The sequence below is a fragment of the Bradyrhizobium sp. USDA3516 genome (assembly GCF_057651995.1).
The window spans coordinates 1-18319 of sequence record NZ_JBYGYN010000008.1 but is presented as its reverse complement, the minus strand read 5'-3'; the positions used below and the strand labels follow the sequence as shown (position 1 = coordinate 18319).

The following is an 18319-nucleotide window of genomic DNA, read 5'->3' as shown; positions in this document are numbered from 1 at the left end:
CGTTGGCGGGCCACTCGGCTACCTTTCGGATTTTTTCTCGTCATTCATCTGACCCTCTCGATTGGAGTGCGCGTTTCGTCCGCAATCGGTGAAGCTCAGCAGCCGCGGCAAATGTTCTTCAGCTTGGCGGCGGTTCGCGCTTCTTCCGCAAGAAACGGATCCTTGTAGCCTGACGATGAGGCGATGCCCGGTTTCGGCGGGTTTGCTTGCTTCGGGAGAAATGCCGCATCGTAGCAGGAGAGGCGTGCGCCAGTGCTTTCGATCGCACGGCAGTTCGGCTCCGCGGCGGAAGCTGCCGGCGTGAAGGTGCCCATTGCCGATGCCAGCAAAAGCGCCGCGGTCTTTGTTCGAGCCGTCTTCATGTTCAACATTCCACTCTACTTGGATCTACTCGCCCAAGTGGGACGCTCGCCGGTCCAGGCTGGAAGAGCATTCCATTCGGACCAGCGCATCCTGCGCTCCTCATCTCCGACCCTCACGAAAACAAAGGGAGCATCGTCCCGACCTGTTCTCGAACCCACAAAGATCGCCGGAACGCCGTAGGCATCCCGGATGATTGCTGTGTTTGCCATTCCCGCCTCCTGTCTCTGCTCGCGTCTTGACTTGAGTCTTGGCTTTGAGGCTTGCTTTTGAGTCTCGGTTCAGGGGCCGCGCCCGCCTGTTGGCGCGGCGCAATTGAACGGACCTGCCGCTAAAGAACGGCCACGACCGCGATCAGCAGCACCAGGAAGAAGGGCACCAGTAACGGCGGAACGAGCCACTCACGAATGTCGAATTGACCAAATCGGACATCTGACCGCCTTCTTTCATTTGGAGGCGGGAGCGCTATGCTCTCAGTCACCGATAACAGCCAAGAAGCGCGCGGTGATGCCAACTCTGTAGCACCCATCTTGCCAATTAGCGAGATCAATCTCGTCCGGTTTGCGCGCAATTGATCAGGACGAGCCGCTCACACCAGTTCATCGGTCCACACCTTGAAGCTGATGAGCTCGCCTGGTCCGAAAATATGAACGATCGGAACATCCGCCGCATCGCGGCCCTGGGCGATCAGGACCCGGCCGATCCGCGGCGTGTTGTTGCGTGCATCGAAGGTGTACCAGCGGCCGCCGAGGTAGGCATCGAACCAGCCTGCAAAGTCGCCGGGGGCGTGCGGCGGCGGAATGCCGATGTCGCCGAGATAGCCGGTGCAGTAGCGCGCCGGAATGTTCATGCAGCGGCAGAACGCGATGGCGAGATGCGCATAGTCGCGGCAGACGCCCTTCCGCTCGTTGAAGGCCTCCCATGCCGTCATGGTGGCCCGCGCGTGCTCGTATCCGAACGCGATGTGATGGTGAACGAAATCGCAGATCGCCTGGACGCGCGGCCAGCCGGGCGCCGTTTTCTCGAACAGCTTCCAAGCGATGTCGGAAAGCCGATCTGTTTCGCAATATCGGCTGCCGAGCAAATAGAGGATGGTGTCCGATGGAAGATCCTCGACCGCGTGCTGCGCGGCTGAAGGCACGATCACGTCGGGCAAGCCGCTGTCGCGCACCGTTCCGCCGGCAGACAGGCGCATGCGGCCGGGCGGCGCAACGATCCGGCTGCACCAGTTCCCGAAGCTGTCGCGGTAGGGCTTGATCGGAACAGAAGGCGAGGTGATGAGGTGATCCGGCACGACAACATCGGATGCCCGCGTGAAATGTGTGCCGACCATCGCGATCAATGGCGTGACTTGCTGGAAGTCGTAGACCATTTCGAAGCCGACCCGGATCTGCATGCTTAGGCCTCGGCTCCTACTGCGCCGACCGGAATTGGCCGCCGCATGAGTCGTGTTGGCGCGAACTCAGGTCGGCATCGCTGCGACAGTCCGGGTCTGCGTCGTCGCTGAAGAGAAGATGGCTATGAGCCAGCCGAATGCAATGCCAAGCGGCGCTATGCCCGCCTGTGGACAAGGATGAAGGCGATGACTTTCCGCGCGGTCAGCCCGTCCGGCCGCGCCGCCCCTCGGGTGTCCCGGACGCGCTGCAACGCCCTTGCGTTGCTGCGCAGAGCCGGGACCCAGGAAGCCGCCGCGCGTGCTGATGCATGGGCCCCGGCCCTGCAGCGCACCGCTGAAGAGGCGCTGCGCTGCGTCCGGGGCACCAACCAGCCACCTAATGCCTCACCACCAGCACCGAGCACTTGGCGTAGCGCACGACGTGGCCGGCGTTGGAGCCGAGAAAATAGGTGCGCATCGCCGGGCGGTGCGAGGTCATCACGATCAGGTCGGCCTTCATGTGCGCGGCTTCCTCCAGGATCTCGTGATAGATGCCGCCCTGGCGTACCACGCTGGAGATGCGGGAAGGCTCGATGCCGGATTCGCGCGCGACGATGGCGAGGGCCTCTTCCGAGGTCTGTCGCTGCTGCTCGTCGAAATCGGCCGGGACGTATTCGGCCAGCATCACCGGCGTCATCGGCAACACGTTGATCAGCCGCACGGCGCCGCTCCAGGTCTGCGACAACGTCGCCGCGGTCGCGATCGCCGGCTTGGCGAGATCGGTGTCGGCGAGATCGATGGGCACGAGGATGGACTTGAACATCTGCGCCTCCCTGTGAACCAGGCTGGATCAACCGGTCGAGACGGCGCCCGCGCGTCTCTTAGCCGGATCGAAGCAGCTCATCGTAGTAGCTTGGGGCTGACGAACAGCACCAGCTTGCCGCGGCGGTAGGCCACGTCATCCCAATCCTTGACGTCAAAGTCGAAGATCGCAAGCCCCGCTGTGGGCAGGTTGTCGCCGAGGGCCTTGGCGCCATCAGGATCGCCGCCGCCGGTCAGCATCAGGGCGACCTCGTGCATGCCGGGATTGTGGCCGATCAGAAGCAATTGCTTCGGATCGGCCGGGGCGGTTGCCGTGCGAATGGTGTCCAGGATCTGTGCGGGATCGGCGCCATAGAGTTCCGGCAGGACCTCGACCTGCGGCGCCGGGACGCGGTCCTTCATCGCCTCCCAGGCGACGTCCCAGGTCTGACGGGCCCGTACGGCGTGGGAGACCAATACGGTATCAGGGAAGGGCGGATGGGTGGCGATCCAGTCGCCCATCCGCGCGGCATCCTTGTGGCCGCGGTCGTCGAGCCGGCGGTCCTGGTCACGCCCGCTCGGTGCGTCGGTCTCGGTCTTGGCGTGACGCAGCAGCATCAAACGGCGCATGGCATTCTCGAATCGTTCCACGTCCAGGATAATCTACAGGGGCCGGTTGAGGACAAGGTGACAAGGGCCCGCACAGTCCTCTAAGAAAACTGCATGAGCGAGACTTTCACAAGCGTGTCCCAGGAAGAAGCCGGCTTTCGCGACCGCGTGCGGCTGTCGTTCGATCTCGATGCCGACATTTGTGTGATCGGGGCGGGCCTGGCCGGGCTTACCGTGGCGCTGGAGGCGGCCCGGCTCGGGGCCAGCGTCGCGGTGCTCGAGGGCCGGCATATCGGCTGGAACGCCTCCGGCAACCAGCTCGGCACCGTGATGCCGGGCTTCGCGTTGCCGCTCACGGACCTGATCGAGCGCATCGGCTTCGAGGACGCCCGCGAATTGTGGACCCTGTCGAAGCAGGGCGCCGAGTTCGTCCGGGCCAATGCCAGCGAAGAGAGCATGCCGGGGATCGGCCTCAGCGACGGCGTACTGGAGGTCTCCAATGTCGATGCCGGCGACCGGCTGATCAGCCGGTTGCAGATGCTGAACGAGGATTTCGATACCGAGGTCGAAGGCTGGCAGGTCGATCGCGTGCGCGAGGCGCTCAAGACCGATCATTACTTCCACGGCGTGTATTATCCGAGAGCGTTCCAGGTCGACGGCCGGAAATACGTGCACGGCCTCGCGGCGCTGGCACGGCGGGCAGGCGCCCGCATCTTCGAGGACACGCCGGTCGTCAGCATCGATCATTCCGGCATCCGCAAGCGGATCGTCACGCCCTCGGCGCGGCTGCGCGCGAGCCACATCGTGCTCGCCGGCAACATTCATCTCGGCGCGCCCTCGAAACGCCTGTCGGAGACGTTGCTGCCGGTCTGGCGCTATGCCGCCGTGACCGCGCCGCTCGGCGAACGCCTGCACGAGATCATCGCCTTCAAGGGATCGGTGATGGATTCCGACGGTGTCGACCATTTCCGGGTCGTCGACGGCGACCGGCTGATGTGGGAGAGCCCGGAGACCACCTGGGCGGCGCGTCCGCAGCGCTTCGCCGGCGCCGTCGGGCGGCGGATCCGCAGGATCTTTCCCGAGCTCGGCAATGTCGAGATCACCGAGACGTTCGGCGGCGCCACCGGCCAGACCGTGCATGGCATGCCGCAGATCGGCCAGCTGCGCAAAGGCCTGTGGGTGGTGAGCGGGTTCGGCCGCCAGGGCATGAACACCTCCGCCATGGCCGGGCAGATGATCGCGCGCAGCATTTTGTCGGGCGATGAGCGCTGGAAGCTGTTCTCGCCGTTCGAGCTGGTCTGGGCGGGCGGCGCCACGGGGCGCGTCGCCGGCCAGCTGGTCGGGATCTGGGGCAGGGCGAGCTCGGCCGCCGCCGGTGCGCTCGCCCGCTATCGCGAGCGCGCCAGGGTCAAGGACAGGCAACGCGAGGCCCGCCTCGCCGAAGCCAACCGTGCCGCCGGCACCGGTCCGCGCCGTGCGCCGCCCGGCGTGCGGCCCCGGCCGGCGCCGGCGTCGAAAGCTGCGGTCGGCGCTGCGGAACCGGTCGTGCACGACGACCGCGTCTCGCAATAAGTTGAGCGAAATTCCGCTCCGACGTGTAACTTCGGCTGGCAGAAGCCCGTATCTCGGGGCGTGGACTTCCCGCGCACGGAGAATGACATGCTTGACCGCCGCATCCTGCTCACGTCTGTCGCCGGCCTGTTTGGCCTTTCGGCCTTCCGCTGGCTGAGAGGAACACCTGCCGAGGCCGGCGAGAAGGCCGCGCAAAAGTTCGAGATCACCAAGACGGAGGCCGAATGGCGCGCCCAGCTCACGCCGCAGCAATATGAGATCCTGCGCAACCACGGCACCGAGCGGCCCGGCTCCAGCCCGCTGCTCAAGGAGAAGCGCAAGGGAATCTTCGCCTGCGCCGGCTGCGACCTGCCGCTGTTTACGTCGGAGACCAAGTTCGAGAGCGGCACGGGCTGGCCGAGCTTCTATGCGCCGATCGAAGGCAATGTCGGCAAGACCGAGGACCGCACCTACGGCATGGTCCGCACCGAGGTGCATTGCCGGCGCTGCGGTGGCCATCTCGGCCATGTCTTCGACGACGGCCCGAAGCCGACCGGATTGCGCTATTGCATCGACGGCTTCGGCTTGGTCTTCCACCCCGCCGCGGCGTCGGCAACGTAGGTCGTTGAGACGTCATTCCGGAGCGATGCGCGAGCATCGAATCCGGAATCTCGAGATTCCGGATCCGGTCCTGCGGACCGCTCCGGAATGACTTCATGTCCCCGGCAATTGTTGCCGGTCCCGGCAAATGTGCCCCGGTCGTCAGACCGGGGCTTTTTCATTAAGTCATTGATTTCCTGAGCATACCAGCATTGGCATAGGCCTTGCGACGTCTCTTTCCGATTGCGGCCATGGTCGACCGGCCGCCGAGATCGGATTTGGAGACAAAGTTATGGGTATCTTCGATGCAATGAACACCTCGGTGGGTGGCCTGCAGGCGCAGTCCTTCGCGCTGCAGAACATTTCCGGCAACATCGCGAACTCGTCCACCACCGGTTACAAGGGCATCGGCACCAGCTTCGTCGATCTCATTCCGGACTCCTCGGTCCCGAGCAAGCAGGTCGCAGGCGGCGTGACGGCCAACGCCAAAGCCACCATCACCACCCAGGGCACGATCTCGTCCTCCAGCGTCGCCACCAACATGGCGATCACCGGCGACGGCTTCTTCTCGATCCAGAAGGCGAGCGGCGTCGTCGACAACGTACCTGTCTTCACCGGCGTCACCTACTACACGCGGCGCGGCGACTTCCAGCTCAATGCCAACGGCAACCTCGTCAACGGCGCCGGCTATTACCTGATGGGCGTCACGGTCGACCCGAAGACCGGTAACCCGACCGGCAGCGTGGCGAACGTGCTGCAGTTCCAGAACAACTTCATTCCGGCGCAGGCGACCACCTCGATCCAGTACGCCGCGAACCTGCCGACGCAGCCCAACACGGTGGCGAAAACCACCGCCTCGACCGGCACCCTGCTCGCAGCCGGCGGCCTCAACCCGTCCGATTTCGCGGCCAACCCGCTGCCGGTCGGCACGCCGCCGGCGCCCTATGCCAATGCAACCGTGTCAGGCGCGGCTGCAACCGGCAACATCCGCTCGGCCTATTCCTCGACGACGGCCACCGGCACGGTCGCGCTCCAGAACAATTCGTCCGCGGTCGCCTCGACCACCACCTCGCTCGACAATGCCGCCGGCACCCATCTCGCCTCCAGCATCCTCACCGCGCTGAGCGGCCAGACGCTGACCGTCAACGGCAACACCATCACCTTCAACGGCGGCACCACGGTCTCGACCGTCGGCAGCAACACCACGATCGGTCTCGGCGCGGGCACGACGGCGACGGTGGCCGACATCCTGAACGCGATCCAGACCGCCGGCGGCGCCGGCGTCACCGCCTCGCTCTCGGTCAGCGGCAATATCCAGATCGCGACCGGCACCGGCACCGACGTCGCGATCGGCAGCGGCACGGCCGCCACCGCGCTCGGGATCAGCAGCGTGACCCGCGGCGGCAACGTGCTGTCATCGCCCGCGATCTCCGGCGCGACCGTGCTGAGCGGCTCGGCCACCGCCGGCGGCGCCCAGGTGCTCACATCGGGCTTCTCCGCGGGCGATACCATCACCGTCAACGGCCAGACCCTGACCTTCATGGCCTCGGGCGCTTCGGGTGCGAACCAGATCAACGTCACCGACAACATCACGACCCTGCTCGGCAAGATCGACGCGCTCTCCGGCGCCTCGGGATCGTCGGTCAGCAGCGGCGGCGTGATCACGCTCAACACCGGCACCGTCTCCAACCTGACGGTCTCGAGCTCCAACAGCGCGGCCTTCTCCGCGCTCGGCTTCACCTCGACCATCACCAGGAATCGCGAGGGTGGCGGCACCGCCGGCACCGGCGGCGTCATCGGCAACGACATCGCCACCTTCACCAAGGAATCGATCAGCGGCGGCGCGGTGACCGCCTACAACGCCGCCGGCACGCCGGTGAACCTGCAATTGCGCTGGGCCAAGACCGACAGCGCCTCGCTGGGCGCGGGTCATTCCGACAGCTGGAACCTGTTCTACCAGACCGACCCGAACGCCACCGGCACCACGGTCGGCTGGGTCAACACCGGTCAGACCTTCACCTTTGCCGCCGACGGCTCGCTGACCTCGCCGAGCGGCTCGGGCATCACCATCAACAACGTCACCGTCAGCGGCCAGTCGCTCGGCTCCGTCGCCTTCAACATCTCCTCCGGAGGCCTGACGCAATATGCCAGCACCAGCGGCGCGGTGACCATCAACACCATCACGCAGAACGGCTATGCCGCCGGTCAGCTTCGCTCGGTCGCCGTCAACAATAGCGGCATCGTGGTCGGCACCTTCTCCAACGGCCAGAACCTGAACCTTGCCCAGGTGCAGCTGTCGCACTTCAACGGCACCAATTACCTGAAGGCGATGGACGGCGGCGCCTATGCGGCGACCGAACAATCGGGCGACGCCATCGACGGCGCCTCGGGCACCATCGCCGGCTCCTCGCTGGAGGGCTCCAACACCGACATCGCCGACGAATTCACCAAGCTGATCGTGACCCAGCAGGCCTATTCGGCCAACACCAAGGTGATCACGACGGCGAATTCGATGGTGCAGGATCTCCTCAACGTGTTGCGCTGATCGGCGCGTGACGTAACCAAAGGCGGGCCAGTGATATGGGTTTGAGTTCAGCCCTCGCCAGCGCGATGAGCGGTCTGCGTGCCAACCAGGCCGCGCTCTCGATCGTCTCCTCGAACGTCGCGAACGCGCAGACGCCGGGTTACGTCGTCCAGACGCCGAACCAGATCGAGGTCACCACCGGCGAGTTCGGCGCGACGGCGATGACCACCGGCGTCAGCCGCCTGCTCGACACCTACGTGCAGAACCAGCTGCGGACCGAGACCGGCGGCGGCGGCTACGCCGACCAGATGGCCAACATCCTGAAGCAGCTTCAGAATGTCTATGGCACGCCCGGCAATTCCGGCACGCTCGAAGATGCGTTGAACAAGTTCACGACGGCGCTGCAGGCGCTGTCGACCAGCTCGGGGGCGTCGTCGGCGCAGACCGTCGCGCTCGGAGCGGCGCAGGCGCTCGCGACGCAGCTCAACGTCACCACCAAGGGAATCCAGTCGCTTCGCTCCAACGTCGAGCAGGATCTCGGCAATTCGGCGCAGGCCGCCAATGCGGCCATGAAGCAGATCGCCGACATCAACACCAGGCTCCAGGGCTTGTCGGCCAACGATCCCTCGGCCGCAACGCTGATGGACCAGCGCGACCAGGCCATCAACACGCTCTCGAAATATGTCGACGTCCGCGTCACCACCGACAACTCGAACCAGGCCAACATCTACACCACGACCGGCATTCAGCTGGTCGGCGCGGGGCTCGCATCGGAATTCTCCTTTGCCTCCGCCGGCGCGCTGTCGGCGACCTCGCTTTACAACATCGACCCCACCAAATCCGGCGTCGGCGCGCTCAACATCAAGCTGCCGAACGGCTCGCAGGTGGACGTCGTCGCCAACAACGTGGTGTCGTCGGGACAGATTGCGGCCGATCTGAAGCTGCGCGATGAAATTCTGGTGCAGGCGCAGAACCAGATCGACCAGCTCGCCGCCACGATGACGAGCGCATTGTCCGACAAGACCACGGCCGGCAGCACCGTGTCCGGCCCGCCGGCTGGTTTCGACCTGGAGCTTGCCGGCGCGCTGCCGGGCAACACCGTCAACATCACCTACACCGACACGGCCACCAACACGCAGCGCCAGATCACGCTGGTCAACGTGACCGACCCGGCGGCGCTGCCGCTCCAGAACGCGACCAACGCCAACCCGATGCGGATCGGCGTCGACTTCGCCGGCGGCATGGGCGCGATCGCCTCTGCGCTGAACACCGCGCTGGCGGGCACGCATCTGTCGTTCTCCGCAGCCCCGTCACCGGCGACCGCCACGACGCTGCGGGTGACCGACGACAACACCGGCCTTGCCAAGGTCGGTTCGGCCTCGACCACCAAGACGATCTCGTCGCTGACCTCGGGCAATCCGCAGCTGCCGCTGTTCACCGACGGCGGACAGGCGCTCTACACCGGCGCGATCACGGCATCGGGCTCGCAGATGACCGGCCTTGCCGGACGCATCGCCGTGAACACGCAGCTGGTCGCCGACCCGACCAGGATGTCGGTCTACAACACCTCGCCGGTGACGCCCGCGGGCGACACCACGCGTTCGGACTACCTCTATTCCCAGCTCACCAGTGCGGTGTTTTCCTATTCGCCGCAGAGCGGCCTCGGCTCTGCGACCCAGCCCTTCACCGGCAGCGTCTCGAACTTCCTCCAGCAGTTCCTGAGCGTGCAGGCCAACGCCGCGACCCAGGCGACGCAGCTCCAGCAGGGCCAGAGCGTCGTGGTCTCGACGCTTCAGGCCAAGTTCGACTCGACCTCCAAGGTCAACCTGGACGCGGAGATGTCGAACCTGATCCAGCTGCAGAACGCCTACGCCGCCAATGCGCATGTCATGTCGGTGGTGCAGAGCATGATGAACACGTTGATCCAGGCTCAATTGTAAACAGTAACAGGGCTCCGAAAGATGGCGATCAGCAGCATCAACTATTCTTCGTCGATCCTCGGCGCCCAGATCCGCAACTTGAATCAGCAGCTCACCGACCTGTCGACGCAGCTTGCGACCGGCAAGCTGTCGCAGAATTATTCCGGCATGGGCACCAACGAGGGCTTTGCCATCGCAGGCCGCGCGCAGCTCTCCAACATCGCCGCCTATACCGACACGATCACCAACGTCAACGTCAGCATCAACCTCGCCAACACGGCGCTGCAATCGCTGACCAAGATCCGCAGCACGGTGCAAACGGGCTCTGCCTCCACCGCGCAGGATCTCAACGTCAACGGCCAGACCATTGCGCAGAACACCGCGGCGGCCCAGTTCGGGTCGATGGTCGGCGTCCTCAACACGCAGACCGGCAACCGCTATCTGTTCTCCGGAACGGCCGTCAACACCCAGTCGGTGGCCAATGCCGGCGACATCATCAACGGCACCACGACGCAGGCCGGCTTCAAGACCGTCATGGCCGAGCGCCAGGCCGCGGACTTAGGGGCCAGCGGCATGGGCCGCCTGGTGCAGACGCAGCCGACGGCAAGCTCCGTGCAGGTGTCGGAGGACGTCGCCGGTTCGCCGTTCGGCCTCAAGATCAAGGCGGTGTCCTCGACGCTGACAGGCGCGACCGTCACCGGTCCGAGCGGCTCGCCGGTGTCGTTCTCGGTCGATCTCAACGGCGTCAATCCGAACAACGGCGACAAGCTCAGTATTCAGTTCACCCTGCCGGACGGCACGACCGAGCAGATCGACCTGACGGCGTCCTCGGCGACGCCGACGCCGCTCGGCAGCTTCGCGATCGATGCGAGCACGCCCGTCAACCCGAACAATACCGCCGCGAATCTCAACACGGCGCTGAACACCGCGATTCAGAAGCTCGCCAACACCTCGCTGGTGGCGGCATCGGCGATCGTTGCGGGCGACAATTTCTTCAACACCGCGAGCTCTGCGATCGGCACCCCCGTCACCAACCAGGCAGCGCCGGCTGCCCCGGTCACCGGCGCGACGGCACTATCGGGCGCGAGCCCCTCGGACTCGATCTCGCCGGGCTTCGTCGCAGGCGATACCATCACCGTCAACGGCACCACGCTGACCTTCGTGGCCTCGGGCGCGACCGGCAACCAGCTCAACGTCACCGACAGCATCCAGACCCTGCTGAGCAAGGTCGACGCGATCACCGGGACGTCGAAGCCCTCGACGGTCCATGGCGGCTCGATCACGATCAACACCGACGATGCGGCGAGCCTCAGCATCACGACGTCGAACACCGGCGCGCTGAGCGCGCTCGGGTTCGGCTCGACGCCGGTGACCGCCACGCAGCCGCCGCTGCGCGTCGGCTCCTCGCCCGCGAGCTCGGCGACCACGCTGGTGAACGGCTCGGCCAATACGGTGAAATGGTATCTGGGCAATGACGGGCCCGGCTCGCCGCGCTCAACCGCGATGGCGCGGGTCGACGATGCCGTGACGGTGCAGTACGGCGCCCAGGCGAATGAGGATGCGATCCGCCGGCAATTGCAGGCGATCGCGGTGTTCGGCACCTTCTCGACCTCGCCGACCGGGCAATATTCGGGCGGGCAGGTTTCGGCGCTCAGCCTGCGGGTGACCCAGGCGCTGACGCAGCAGCCCGGACAGCAGCGCATCGAGGACATCCAGACCGACATCGCGATGGCCCAGAACACGATGAAGGACGCGAGCACGCGTCAGACCCAGGCCAAGGCGCAGCTCCAGACCATCATCGACCAGGCGGAATCGGCTTCGCCCGACCAAGTCGCGAGCGAGATCCTGGCGCTGCAGAACGCCCTGCAGGCGTCCTATCAGGTGACCTCGAACCTGGCGCAGCTCTCGCTCGTCAAGTTCCTGTAAGGCGGCGTTAACACGCCGTTAACCATGCCTGTTTACCTCTTGGTGAGGATTGCAAGCGGGGGCGGAGCGGTCGATGTCGGACAAGATGCAGCTGGTGGTCGCGACCCCTTGCTTCGGCGGGCAGGTGTCGAGCATTTATGCAAGCTCGATCTTCGCGCTGCAGCGCGCCGTGCACGGCATGTCCAATCTCGAGCTCAAGGTTCTCCTGCGCGACGGCGACGCGCTGATCACCCGAGCGCGGGCCAACCTGGCCGCGATGTTTCTGGACGATCCGAAGGCGACGCATTTCCTGTTCATCGATGCCGATATCGGCTTCAAGCCGGAGCAGGTGTTCCGCCTGATCGAATGCGGCGCGGACGTCGTCGCCGGCTGCTATCCGATCAAGCGGGTCAACTGGAACAAGGCCGCGCGGGCGATCCAGTCGGGTCGGGCCGACGTGCCGGCCGCCTCGCTCGATTACGTGCTCGAGATCGAGGATCCCGACCGCATCGTCGTGGTCAACGGCTTCACCCGCGTGCGCTATGCCGGCACCGGCTTCCTGATGATCCGGCGTCACGTGCTGGAGGCGATGTGCCGCCACCCCGACTACGCGAACCTCCAGTTCTTCCGCGAGCATTCCCATGATGCGCTGGCGGCGAGCCGGAACCGATTCGCGCTGTTCGAATGCATGATCGATCCCGTGACCGGCACGTATCTGTCCGAGGACTTCGCGTTCTGCAAGCGCTGGACCGACATCGGCGGCGAGATCTGGGCCGACATTCAGAGCCCGCTCGACCACGTCGGGCCGTCGGTGTTCCACGGCGACATCGCCTCGCAATTCGCAGCTGCGCCTGCGGCGGCGGCCGATGCCGCGGCGTGAGCCTTTCGGGTTGAGCGGCCGTGCATCTCCTCGGTCGGAGCTGCAGCGCGCCGCCGACGGCGGCTCGCGTTATCGCCTGCGCGACCTCTTCACGCCGCTCGACACGCTGCTCGTTTCGGGCGGAGATCCGCGTCTGGCGCTCGATCCCAGCGGCCGCGTCAACGCCTATGGCTGCCCGGCTTCGCCGGAGCCGGAGGTCTGGAATTTCGCCTCATCGACCGCGTCGACGATCTCGCAGGCGGCCTATGACCGCGCCGCGCTGGCGCGCGAAGAGCTGATGCACAAGTGCCTGTTCGACGAGGTCGAGCTCGCTTTCGATGCACGCTGCGAGGACATGCGCCACGAGCTGCGCGGTCATCTGCAGCTCTCGCCGCGCGTCGACGTGGTGTTCTCGCCGTCCGGCACGGACTCCCAGCTCCACGCTCTGTTCCTGGCGCGCACGATGCTCGGCGCGCGGCCTGTGACGATCGTGGTCGGCGCCGACCAGACCGGTAGCGGCACGGCCCATACCGCGCGTGGAATTCATTTCAGCGCCCTGACGGCGAGTGGCCTTGCGGTTCGCAAGGACGCCGCGGTCGCGGGGCTCGCCGGCGCCGGCATCTCGCTGCCGTTGCGCGCGCCGGGGGCCGGGATCGCGATGCGCATGGACGCCGATGAGGCGGTGCTGCATGCGGTCGAGGCCACGATCGCGCAAGGCGCGCCGTTGCTGCTCCAGATCATGGATTCCTCGAAGCTCGGATGGCGTGCGCCGAGCACGGCCTGTCTCGACGAGATCGCGCGGCGTTGGCCGCGCAAGGTCCAGATCGTCGTCGACGCCTGCCAGGCCCGGCTCGGCCGCCGGCGGCTGCGCTCCTATCTAGACCGCGGCTATATGGTGTTGATCACCGGCTCCAAATTCTTCGGCGGACCGGCCTTCAGCGGGGCGCTGCTCGTGCCGAAGGGCCTGTCGCGCTCGCTCGACCGCGTCGAGGGAATCGCACCTGGAATCCTTGACTATGCTGGCCGCTGCGATTGGCCGATGGGCTGGACGGCGCTGCGTTCGCGCTTCGAATGCCGCCCGAATTTCGGTCAATGGCTGCGCTGGGAGGCGGCGCTGGCCGAGATCGGCAGCTACTACGCCGTTCCCGGGGCTTTCCGCGCCGGGATGCTCGCCGAGCTCGCTGCCGGCATCGACAGCATGATCGCATTGTCGCCGTCGTTGCGCTCCGTTCCAGCGGCGCCCAACGTGGCCGGTATCGACGACGAAGAATTCGCGCAACCCACCATCTTTCCGTTCACGCTGCTGCGCGACGGCAAGCCGGTTTCCGTTGCCGAGACCACTGCCGTTCATCGCGCGCTGGCGCGTGACGTCAGCGAAGAGATCAACGGCAGCGCGGAGGACCGTCAGGTCGCCGCGCAGCGCTGCCTGATCGGCCAGCCGGTGCGGCTGGAGCGGCAGGGCGAGACGCCGCAGGCCGCGCTGCGCCTCTGCGTTGGTGCGCGGCTCGTGACGGAGGTCTGGTCGCCGGACAGGGCGGAGGCGCAGCGCAACGTGCAGCGCCTGCTGGACCAAATCGCCCATGTCCTGGTGAAGATCGAGCTGTTGCTCGCCGGTGGTGCAGCGACGGCGGTGCCGGTAAAGTCCGCGTTCGAGGTGTGAGATGCAGCGTCCGATTTCCGCGCCGATCGGCCTGACCGCCGCGAACTATGCCGACCGCATCGGCTTTGCGCAGCTGACGCGCCGGGCCTTCGAAGGCGCCGATCTGCATCCGTTGCGCGACCAGCTCGTTGCACGCATCGCGGCGGGGACCGCGCTGGCGGGCGAGGGGCTGGACCTGTCGTTGATCACTCAGCTGCTGGGCGACAAGGATCGGGGGCTTGCGATCCAGTCCGAGGTGCTGGCGTTCCATCAATTATTCCGAACGCCCGGCGCAGGCCCGAAGCCGGGCCTGCGCCTGCTCGCGCTTGCAGCCGACATCGACATGGGCGGCAACACGCCGATCGATTTCCTGCTCGAAGGCTCCGATGTCGAGTTGTTGACTCTTTATGTGATCAAGAGCGTCGGTTTGCCCGAGACCTTGCCGGAGCACGACGTGGCCATCGTGGTCGCGTCCGATTCCGAGGAATGCCGTGAGGCGCTCGCGCTGATCGAAGAGGCCGCACCACACTGGCCGCGGCCGCTGCTCAATCGTCCCGATCGCATCGGCAATCTCGATCGTGACAAGCTGTATCGGCTGCTGACGGACGTGCCCGGCCTCGACATTCCCGCGACCATCCACGCTACGCGCGCGCAATTGTCGGACCTCGCGCAGGGGCGGATCGCATGCGAGGACATCGCAGGCGAACTGCACTTTCCGATGATCGCACGGCCGCGCGGCTCGCATGCCGGCGTCGGGCTCGCGAAGCTCGACGATGCGGCGGCTCTGGCGGCCTATCTCGCCGAACGGAAAGAGCAGGACTTCTTCGTCGCACGCTTCGTCGATTATGTGAGCCCCGACGGGCTCTACCGCAAGTATCGCCTCGCCATGGTCGACGGCAAGCCGTACGCGTGCCACATGGCGATCGCCGACCGTTGGGACATCTGGTATCTCAACGCCTACATGGCCTTCAGCGAAGAGAAGCGGGCCGAGGAAGCCGTCTTCATGCGCGACTTCGACCACGCCTTCGGCGAGCGCCACGGAAACGCGCTCGAGGAGATGAGCCGGCGCGTCGGCCTCGATTATTTCATCGTCGATTGCGCCGAGAACGCGGACGGCGAGCTTCTGGTGTTCGAGGCCGACAACACCGCCGTCGTGCACAACATGGATTCGCCGGTCGTGTTTCCGTACAAGCCGCCGCAGATGCGCAAGATCTTCGACGCGTTCACGGCGATGCTGTCGCGGCACGCAAAGACGGGCAGGGAGAGCGCTGCATGAACGAGATCATCCGCAATACGCACAGCCCCGTCGCGGATACCTCGCTCGATCCGCAGGACTGGAGCGAGTTTCGTGCGCTGGCCCACCGCATGCTGGACGAGACGATCGACGGCATCGCGAACGTTCGGGCGCGCCCGGTCTGGCAGCCGATTCCAGATGACGTCCGTGCTGCATTCAGGACGGACGTGCCGCGCGAGGCGACCGGCCTTGCCGAGGTCTATCGCGAATTCTCCGAGCATGTCGCGCCCTATGCGACCGGGAACGTCCACCCCGGCTTCATGGGCTGGGTGCACGGCGGCGGCACCGCGGTCGGCATGCTCGCGGAGATGCTCGCCGCCGGCCTCAACGCCAATCTCGGCGGACGCGACCACATGCCGATCGAGGTGGAGCGCCAGATCGTCGACTGGATGCGCCGCCTGTTCCTCTTTCCCGAGAGCGCGAGCGGCATCTTCGTCACGGGCACGTCGATGGCCAATCTGATGGCCGTGCTGGTGGCGCGCACCACCGCGCTCGGCACGCTGGCGCGGCAGCACGGCATCGGCAACGACGGTGCGCTGCTCACGGCCTATACGTCGCAGGCAGCGCATGGCTGCATATCGAGGGCGATGGACATTGCCGGGCTCGGCACCGATGCGCTGCGCAGGATCGCCGTCGATGCCGATCATCGGATCGACGTTGCCGCGTTGCGCGCACAGATCGCCGTCGATCGCGAGGTCGGCTTCAAGCCTTTCCTGGTGGTCGCATCCGCCGGTACGGTCGATATCGGCGCGATCGACGACCTCAGGGCGGTTGCTGCGCTGTGCCGCGAGGAAGGAATCTGGTTTCACGTCGACGGCGCTTTCGGTGCGCTTGCGATCCTGTCGCCGAAGCTAGCGCCGCTGCTCGGCGGCATCGAGCTTGCGGACTCGATCGCACTCGACTTCCACAAATGGGGGCAGGTGCCGTACGATGCGGGCTTCCTGCTGGTGCGGGACGGCGAGCGGCATCGGCAAGCCTTCGCGCAGCCGGCGGCCTATCTGAGCCGCGAGGCGAGGGGGCTTGCGGCGGGCGCGGTCTGGCCCTGCGATCTCGGTCCCGATCTGTCGCGCGGCTTTCGTGCGCTCAAGACGTGGTTCACGCTGAAGACGTTCGGCACCGACCGGCTGGGCCGGGCAATCGCACGAAGCTGCGCGCTCGCCAAATATCTGGAGACGCGCGTGCTGGCCGAACCGCGGCTGGAATTGCTGGCGCCGGTCAATCTCAACATCGTCTGCTTCCGCTATCGCAGCGGCGATGCGGTCAATCGCGAGATCGTCGCCGACGTCCAGGAGTCCGGCATCGCCGCGCCATCGAGCACGACGCTGGACGGAAAGTTCGCGATCCGCGCCGCGATCGTCAATCACCGCACCGAGGAGGCGGACATCGATGCGCTGGTCGCGGCCGTGCTGCAGTTCGGTGGACAACGGAGCGGCGGAGTGATCGAGGTCGAAGCGCCGCCGCTCGTCGCGCAATAGCTTGACGAACGTCCGAGACGACAACGGCCCCGGAGGCGATCCGGGGCCGTTATCGTTGGCGCGAACGGCTGTATCAGGCGGCGGCGGTGCTGACGTCGTCCTTGTCCCCTGCCGCCTTGGGATGAGCGGCCTCGAACTGGTTGCGCAGCTTATCCTCATAGGCGATCAGCTTGCGGGCTTCCTTCAGCGCTCGGTAGAGGTCGCCGTTCAGGATGTTGTTGTTGATGGCTTCGATGATCGGCCAGGCGCTCGGCACCGCGGTGACAATGTCGCGCACCAGGTTGAAATAGGTGCCGTGCTGGGTCTGCGGATCCGGGGAGATGTACATGAGCTGGACGGCCAGATAGACGAGCTTGGCGGGCGTGTCCGCGGTCTCCGGCGTGAGGATGTCGCGCTCGCGCAGGATCGGCACGTTCTCGCCATCGATCAGGAGGCGGGCCCGCTGGTCGGTGTTGGTGATCACGGAATTGCCGACGATGATGCGCTCGTGCGGTTTGAGCTCGACCTTGAGGGCCATTGCTGTTCTCCATCAACGCTTTCGTAACCGAGCGTTCGTTGCGGCCTATCAGGACGTGATTCTCGCTCGCAACTAGTTAACGAGCTGTAAATTTGGGCCAACTCGGCCAAAAAGCTCAATGCTTTCAATGGCGCGTTTGGTGCGGCGGCGCGGCCATGCGCGTCGCTTCCGAGGCCGAATCACGCGTGACCGGGCGAAAGCGCGGATTTCATTTCATGTTTCGTTAGAGGTCTCGGCGCCACGGTCCGCCGGTCGCTGGGTCGGTCGCGATCCAAGCAGACGTGTAACAGTAGCGTCGTTTACCAGAAAGGTAACAGAGTCATGTCCGGTATCGTCCTCTCCGCATCGGTTCGTCAGAACCTGCTCTCCCTCCAGTCCACCGCTGACCTCCTCGCCACCACGCAGAATCGTCTGTCGACCGGCAAGAGCGTCAACTCGGCCCTGGACAATCCCACCAACTTCTTCACCGCGCAGTCGCTCGACAACCGCGCCAGCGACATCAACAACCTGCTCGACGGCATCGCCAACGGCGTGCAGGTGCTGCAGGCTGCCAACACCGGCATCACCTCGCTGCAGAAGCTGATCGACTCTGCCAAGTCGATCGCCAACCAGGCGCTGCAGACCACGGTCGGCTATTCCACCAAGTCCAACGTCTCCGCCACCATCTCCGGTGCGACGTCGGCCGACCTGCGCGGCACGACTTCGTTCGCCAGCGCGACGGCGAGCAGCAACGTGCTGTTCAGCGGCGCAGCCGGCGGCACCACCGCGGCGACCGGCACCACCACGCTCGGTGCCACCATCGGCGCGTTCACGGGCACGGCGGCGACGGCCGGCGACGGCACCACGGCCCTGACCGGCACCATCACCCTGATCGCCACCAACGGCACGACC

General features: G+C 65.8%; 15 protein-coding genes. 11 read left to right on the top strand and 4 right to left on the bottom strand.

The genetic code is table 11. The annotated features are described in order from the left end of the window. Nucleotides 1-252 precede the first annotated feature (252 nt). The gene (locus AC24YW_RS23820; RefSeq protein ID WP_487484991.1) at nucleotides 253-543 is read left to right on the top strand and encodes a hypothetical protein; all 291 of its coding nucleotides are present in this window, start codon (nucleotides 253-255) and stop codon (nucleotides 541-543) included. 406 nt (nucleotides 544-949) lie between these two features. Here the strand turns inward: AC24YW_RS23820 and AC24YW_RS23815 are convergent, their stop codons facing one another. The 3 genes from AC24YW_RS23815 to AC24YW_RS23805 all read right to left on the bottom strand — a co-directional run bounded on the left by AC24YW_RS23815 (nucleotide 950) and on the right by AC24YW_RS23805 (nucleotide 3166). After that, nucleotides 950-1756, bottom strand: a complete 807-nt coding sequence (locus AC24YW_RS23815; RefSeq protein WP_487484990.1) for a transglutaminase-like domain-containing protein — start codon at nucleotides 1754-1756, stop codon at nucleotides 950-952. Nucleotides 1757-2132: 376 nt separating this feature from the next. After that, nucleotides 2133-2558 carry a universal stress protein gene (locus AC24YW_RS23810; protein ID WP_128264455.1) on the bottom strand — a complete coding sequence of 142 codons (426 nt, stop codon included), beginning with the start codon at nucleotides 2556-2558 and terminating at the stop codon, nucleotides 2133-2135. A 77-nt stretch (nucleotides 2559-2635) separates the two neighbouring features. Beyond that, complete coding sequence (locus AC24YW_RS23805; RefSeq protein WP_487484989.1) at nucleotides 2636-3166, bottom strand: SixA phosphatase family protein; 531 nt, start codon at nucleotides 3164-3166, stop codon at nucleotides 2636-2638. A gap of 93 nt (nucleotides 3167-3259) precedes the next feature. Here AC24YW_RS23805 and AC24YW_RS23800 point away from each other — a divergent pair, with 93 nt between their 5' ends. The 9 genes from AC24YW_RS23800 to AC24YW_RS23760 all read left to right on the top strand — a co-directional run bounded on the left by AC24YW_RS23800 (nucleotide 3260) and on the right by AC24YW_RS23760 (nucleotide 16911). Further along, entirely contained in the window at nucleotides 3260-4717 is a 1458-nt protein-coding gene (locus AC24YW_RS23800) for an NAD(P)/FAD-dependent oxidoreductase (RefSeq protein ID WP_487484988.1), read from the top strand. A gap of 87 nt (nucleotides 4718-4804) precedes the next feature. Then, the gene (gene msrB / locus AC24YW_RS23795) at nucleotides 4805-5317 is read left to right on the top strand and encodes a peptide-methionine (R)-S-oxide reductase MsrB (protein WP_487484987.1); all 513 of its coding nucleotides are present in this window, start codon (nucleotides 4805-4807) and stop codon (nucleotides 5315-5317) included. A gap of 271 nt (nucleotides 5318-5588) precedes the next feature. Beyond that, on the top strand, nucleotides 5589-7841 hold the full coding sequence (locus AC24YW_RS23790; RefSeq protein ID WP_487484986.1) for a flagellar hook-basal body complex protein: 2253 nt from the start codon (nucleotides 5589-5591) through the stop codon (nucleotides 7839-7841). Nucleotides 7842-7876: 35 nt separating this feature from the next. Beyond that, nucleotides 7877-9760: a flagellar hook-associated protein FlgK gene (flgK, locus tag AC24YW_RS23785; protein WP_487484985.1), complete on the top strand. Its 1884-nt coding sequence runs from the start codon at nucleotides 7877-7879 to the stop codon at nucleotides 9758-9760. 21 nt (nucleotides 9761-9781) lie between these two features. Next, nucleotides 9782-11665, top strand: a complete 1884-nt coding sequence (locus AC24YW_RS23780; RefSeq protein ID WP_487484984.1) for a flagellar protein — start codon at nucleotides 9782-9784, stop codon at nucleotides 11663-11665. 73 nt (nucleotides 11666-11738) lie between these two features. Further along, on the top strand, nucleotides 11739-12524 hold the full coding sequence (locus AC24YW_RS23775) for a hypothetical protein (RefSeq protein ID WP_487484983.1): 786 nt from the start codon (nucleotides 11739-11741) through the stop codon (nucleotides 12522-12524). After that, nucleotides 12511-14163, top strand: a complete 1653-nt coding sequence (locus AC24YW_RS23770; RefSeq protein ID WP_487484982.1) for a hypothetical protein — start codon at nucleotides 12511-12513, stop codon at nucleotides 14161-14163. The genes AC24YW_RS23775 and AC24YW_RS23770 overlap by 14 nt, the downstream gene beginning before the upstream one ends. A 1-nt stretch (nucleotide 14164) precedes the next feature. Beyond that, entirely contained in the window at nucleotides 14165-15418 is a 1254-nt protein-coding gene (locus tag AC24YW_RS23765; protein ID WP_487484981.1) for an ATP-grasp domain-containing protein, read from the top strand. Further along, nucleotides 15415-16911 carry a pyridoxal phosphate-dependent decarboxylase family protein gene (locus AC24YW_RS23760; protein ID WP_487484980.1) on the top strand — a complete coding sequence of 499 codons (1497 nt, stop codon included), beginning with the start codon at nucleotides 15415-15417 and terminating at the stop codon, nucleotides 16909-16911. Before AC24YW_RS23765 ends, AC24YW_RS23760 begins: the two co-directional genes overlap by 4 nt. 73 nt (nucleotides 16912-16984) lie before the next feature. On the opposite strand, the gene flbT is transcribed toward AC24YW_RS23760, so the two are convergent. Continuing rightward, nucleotides 16985-17428: a flagellar biosynthesis repressor FlbT gene (flbT, locus tag AC24YW_RS23755; RefSeq protein ID WP_487484979.1), complete on the bottom strand. Its 444-nt coding sequence runs from the start codon at nucleotides 17426-17428 to the stop codon at nucleotides 16985-16987. 321 nt (nucleotides 17429-17749) lie between these two features. Here flbT and AC24YW_RS23750 point away from each other — a divergent pair. Then, nucleotides 17750-18319 (top strand): flagellin N-terminal helical domain-containing protein (locus AC24YW_RS23750; protein WP_487484978.1); only part of this gene is annotated, 570 nt, incomplete at its 3' end.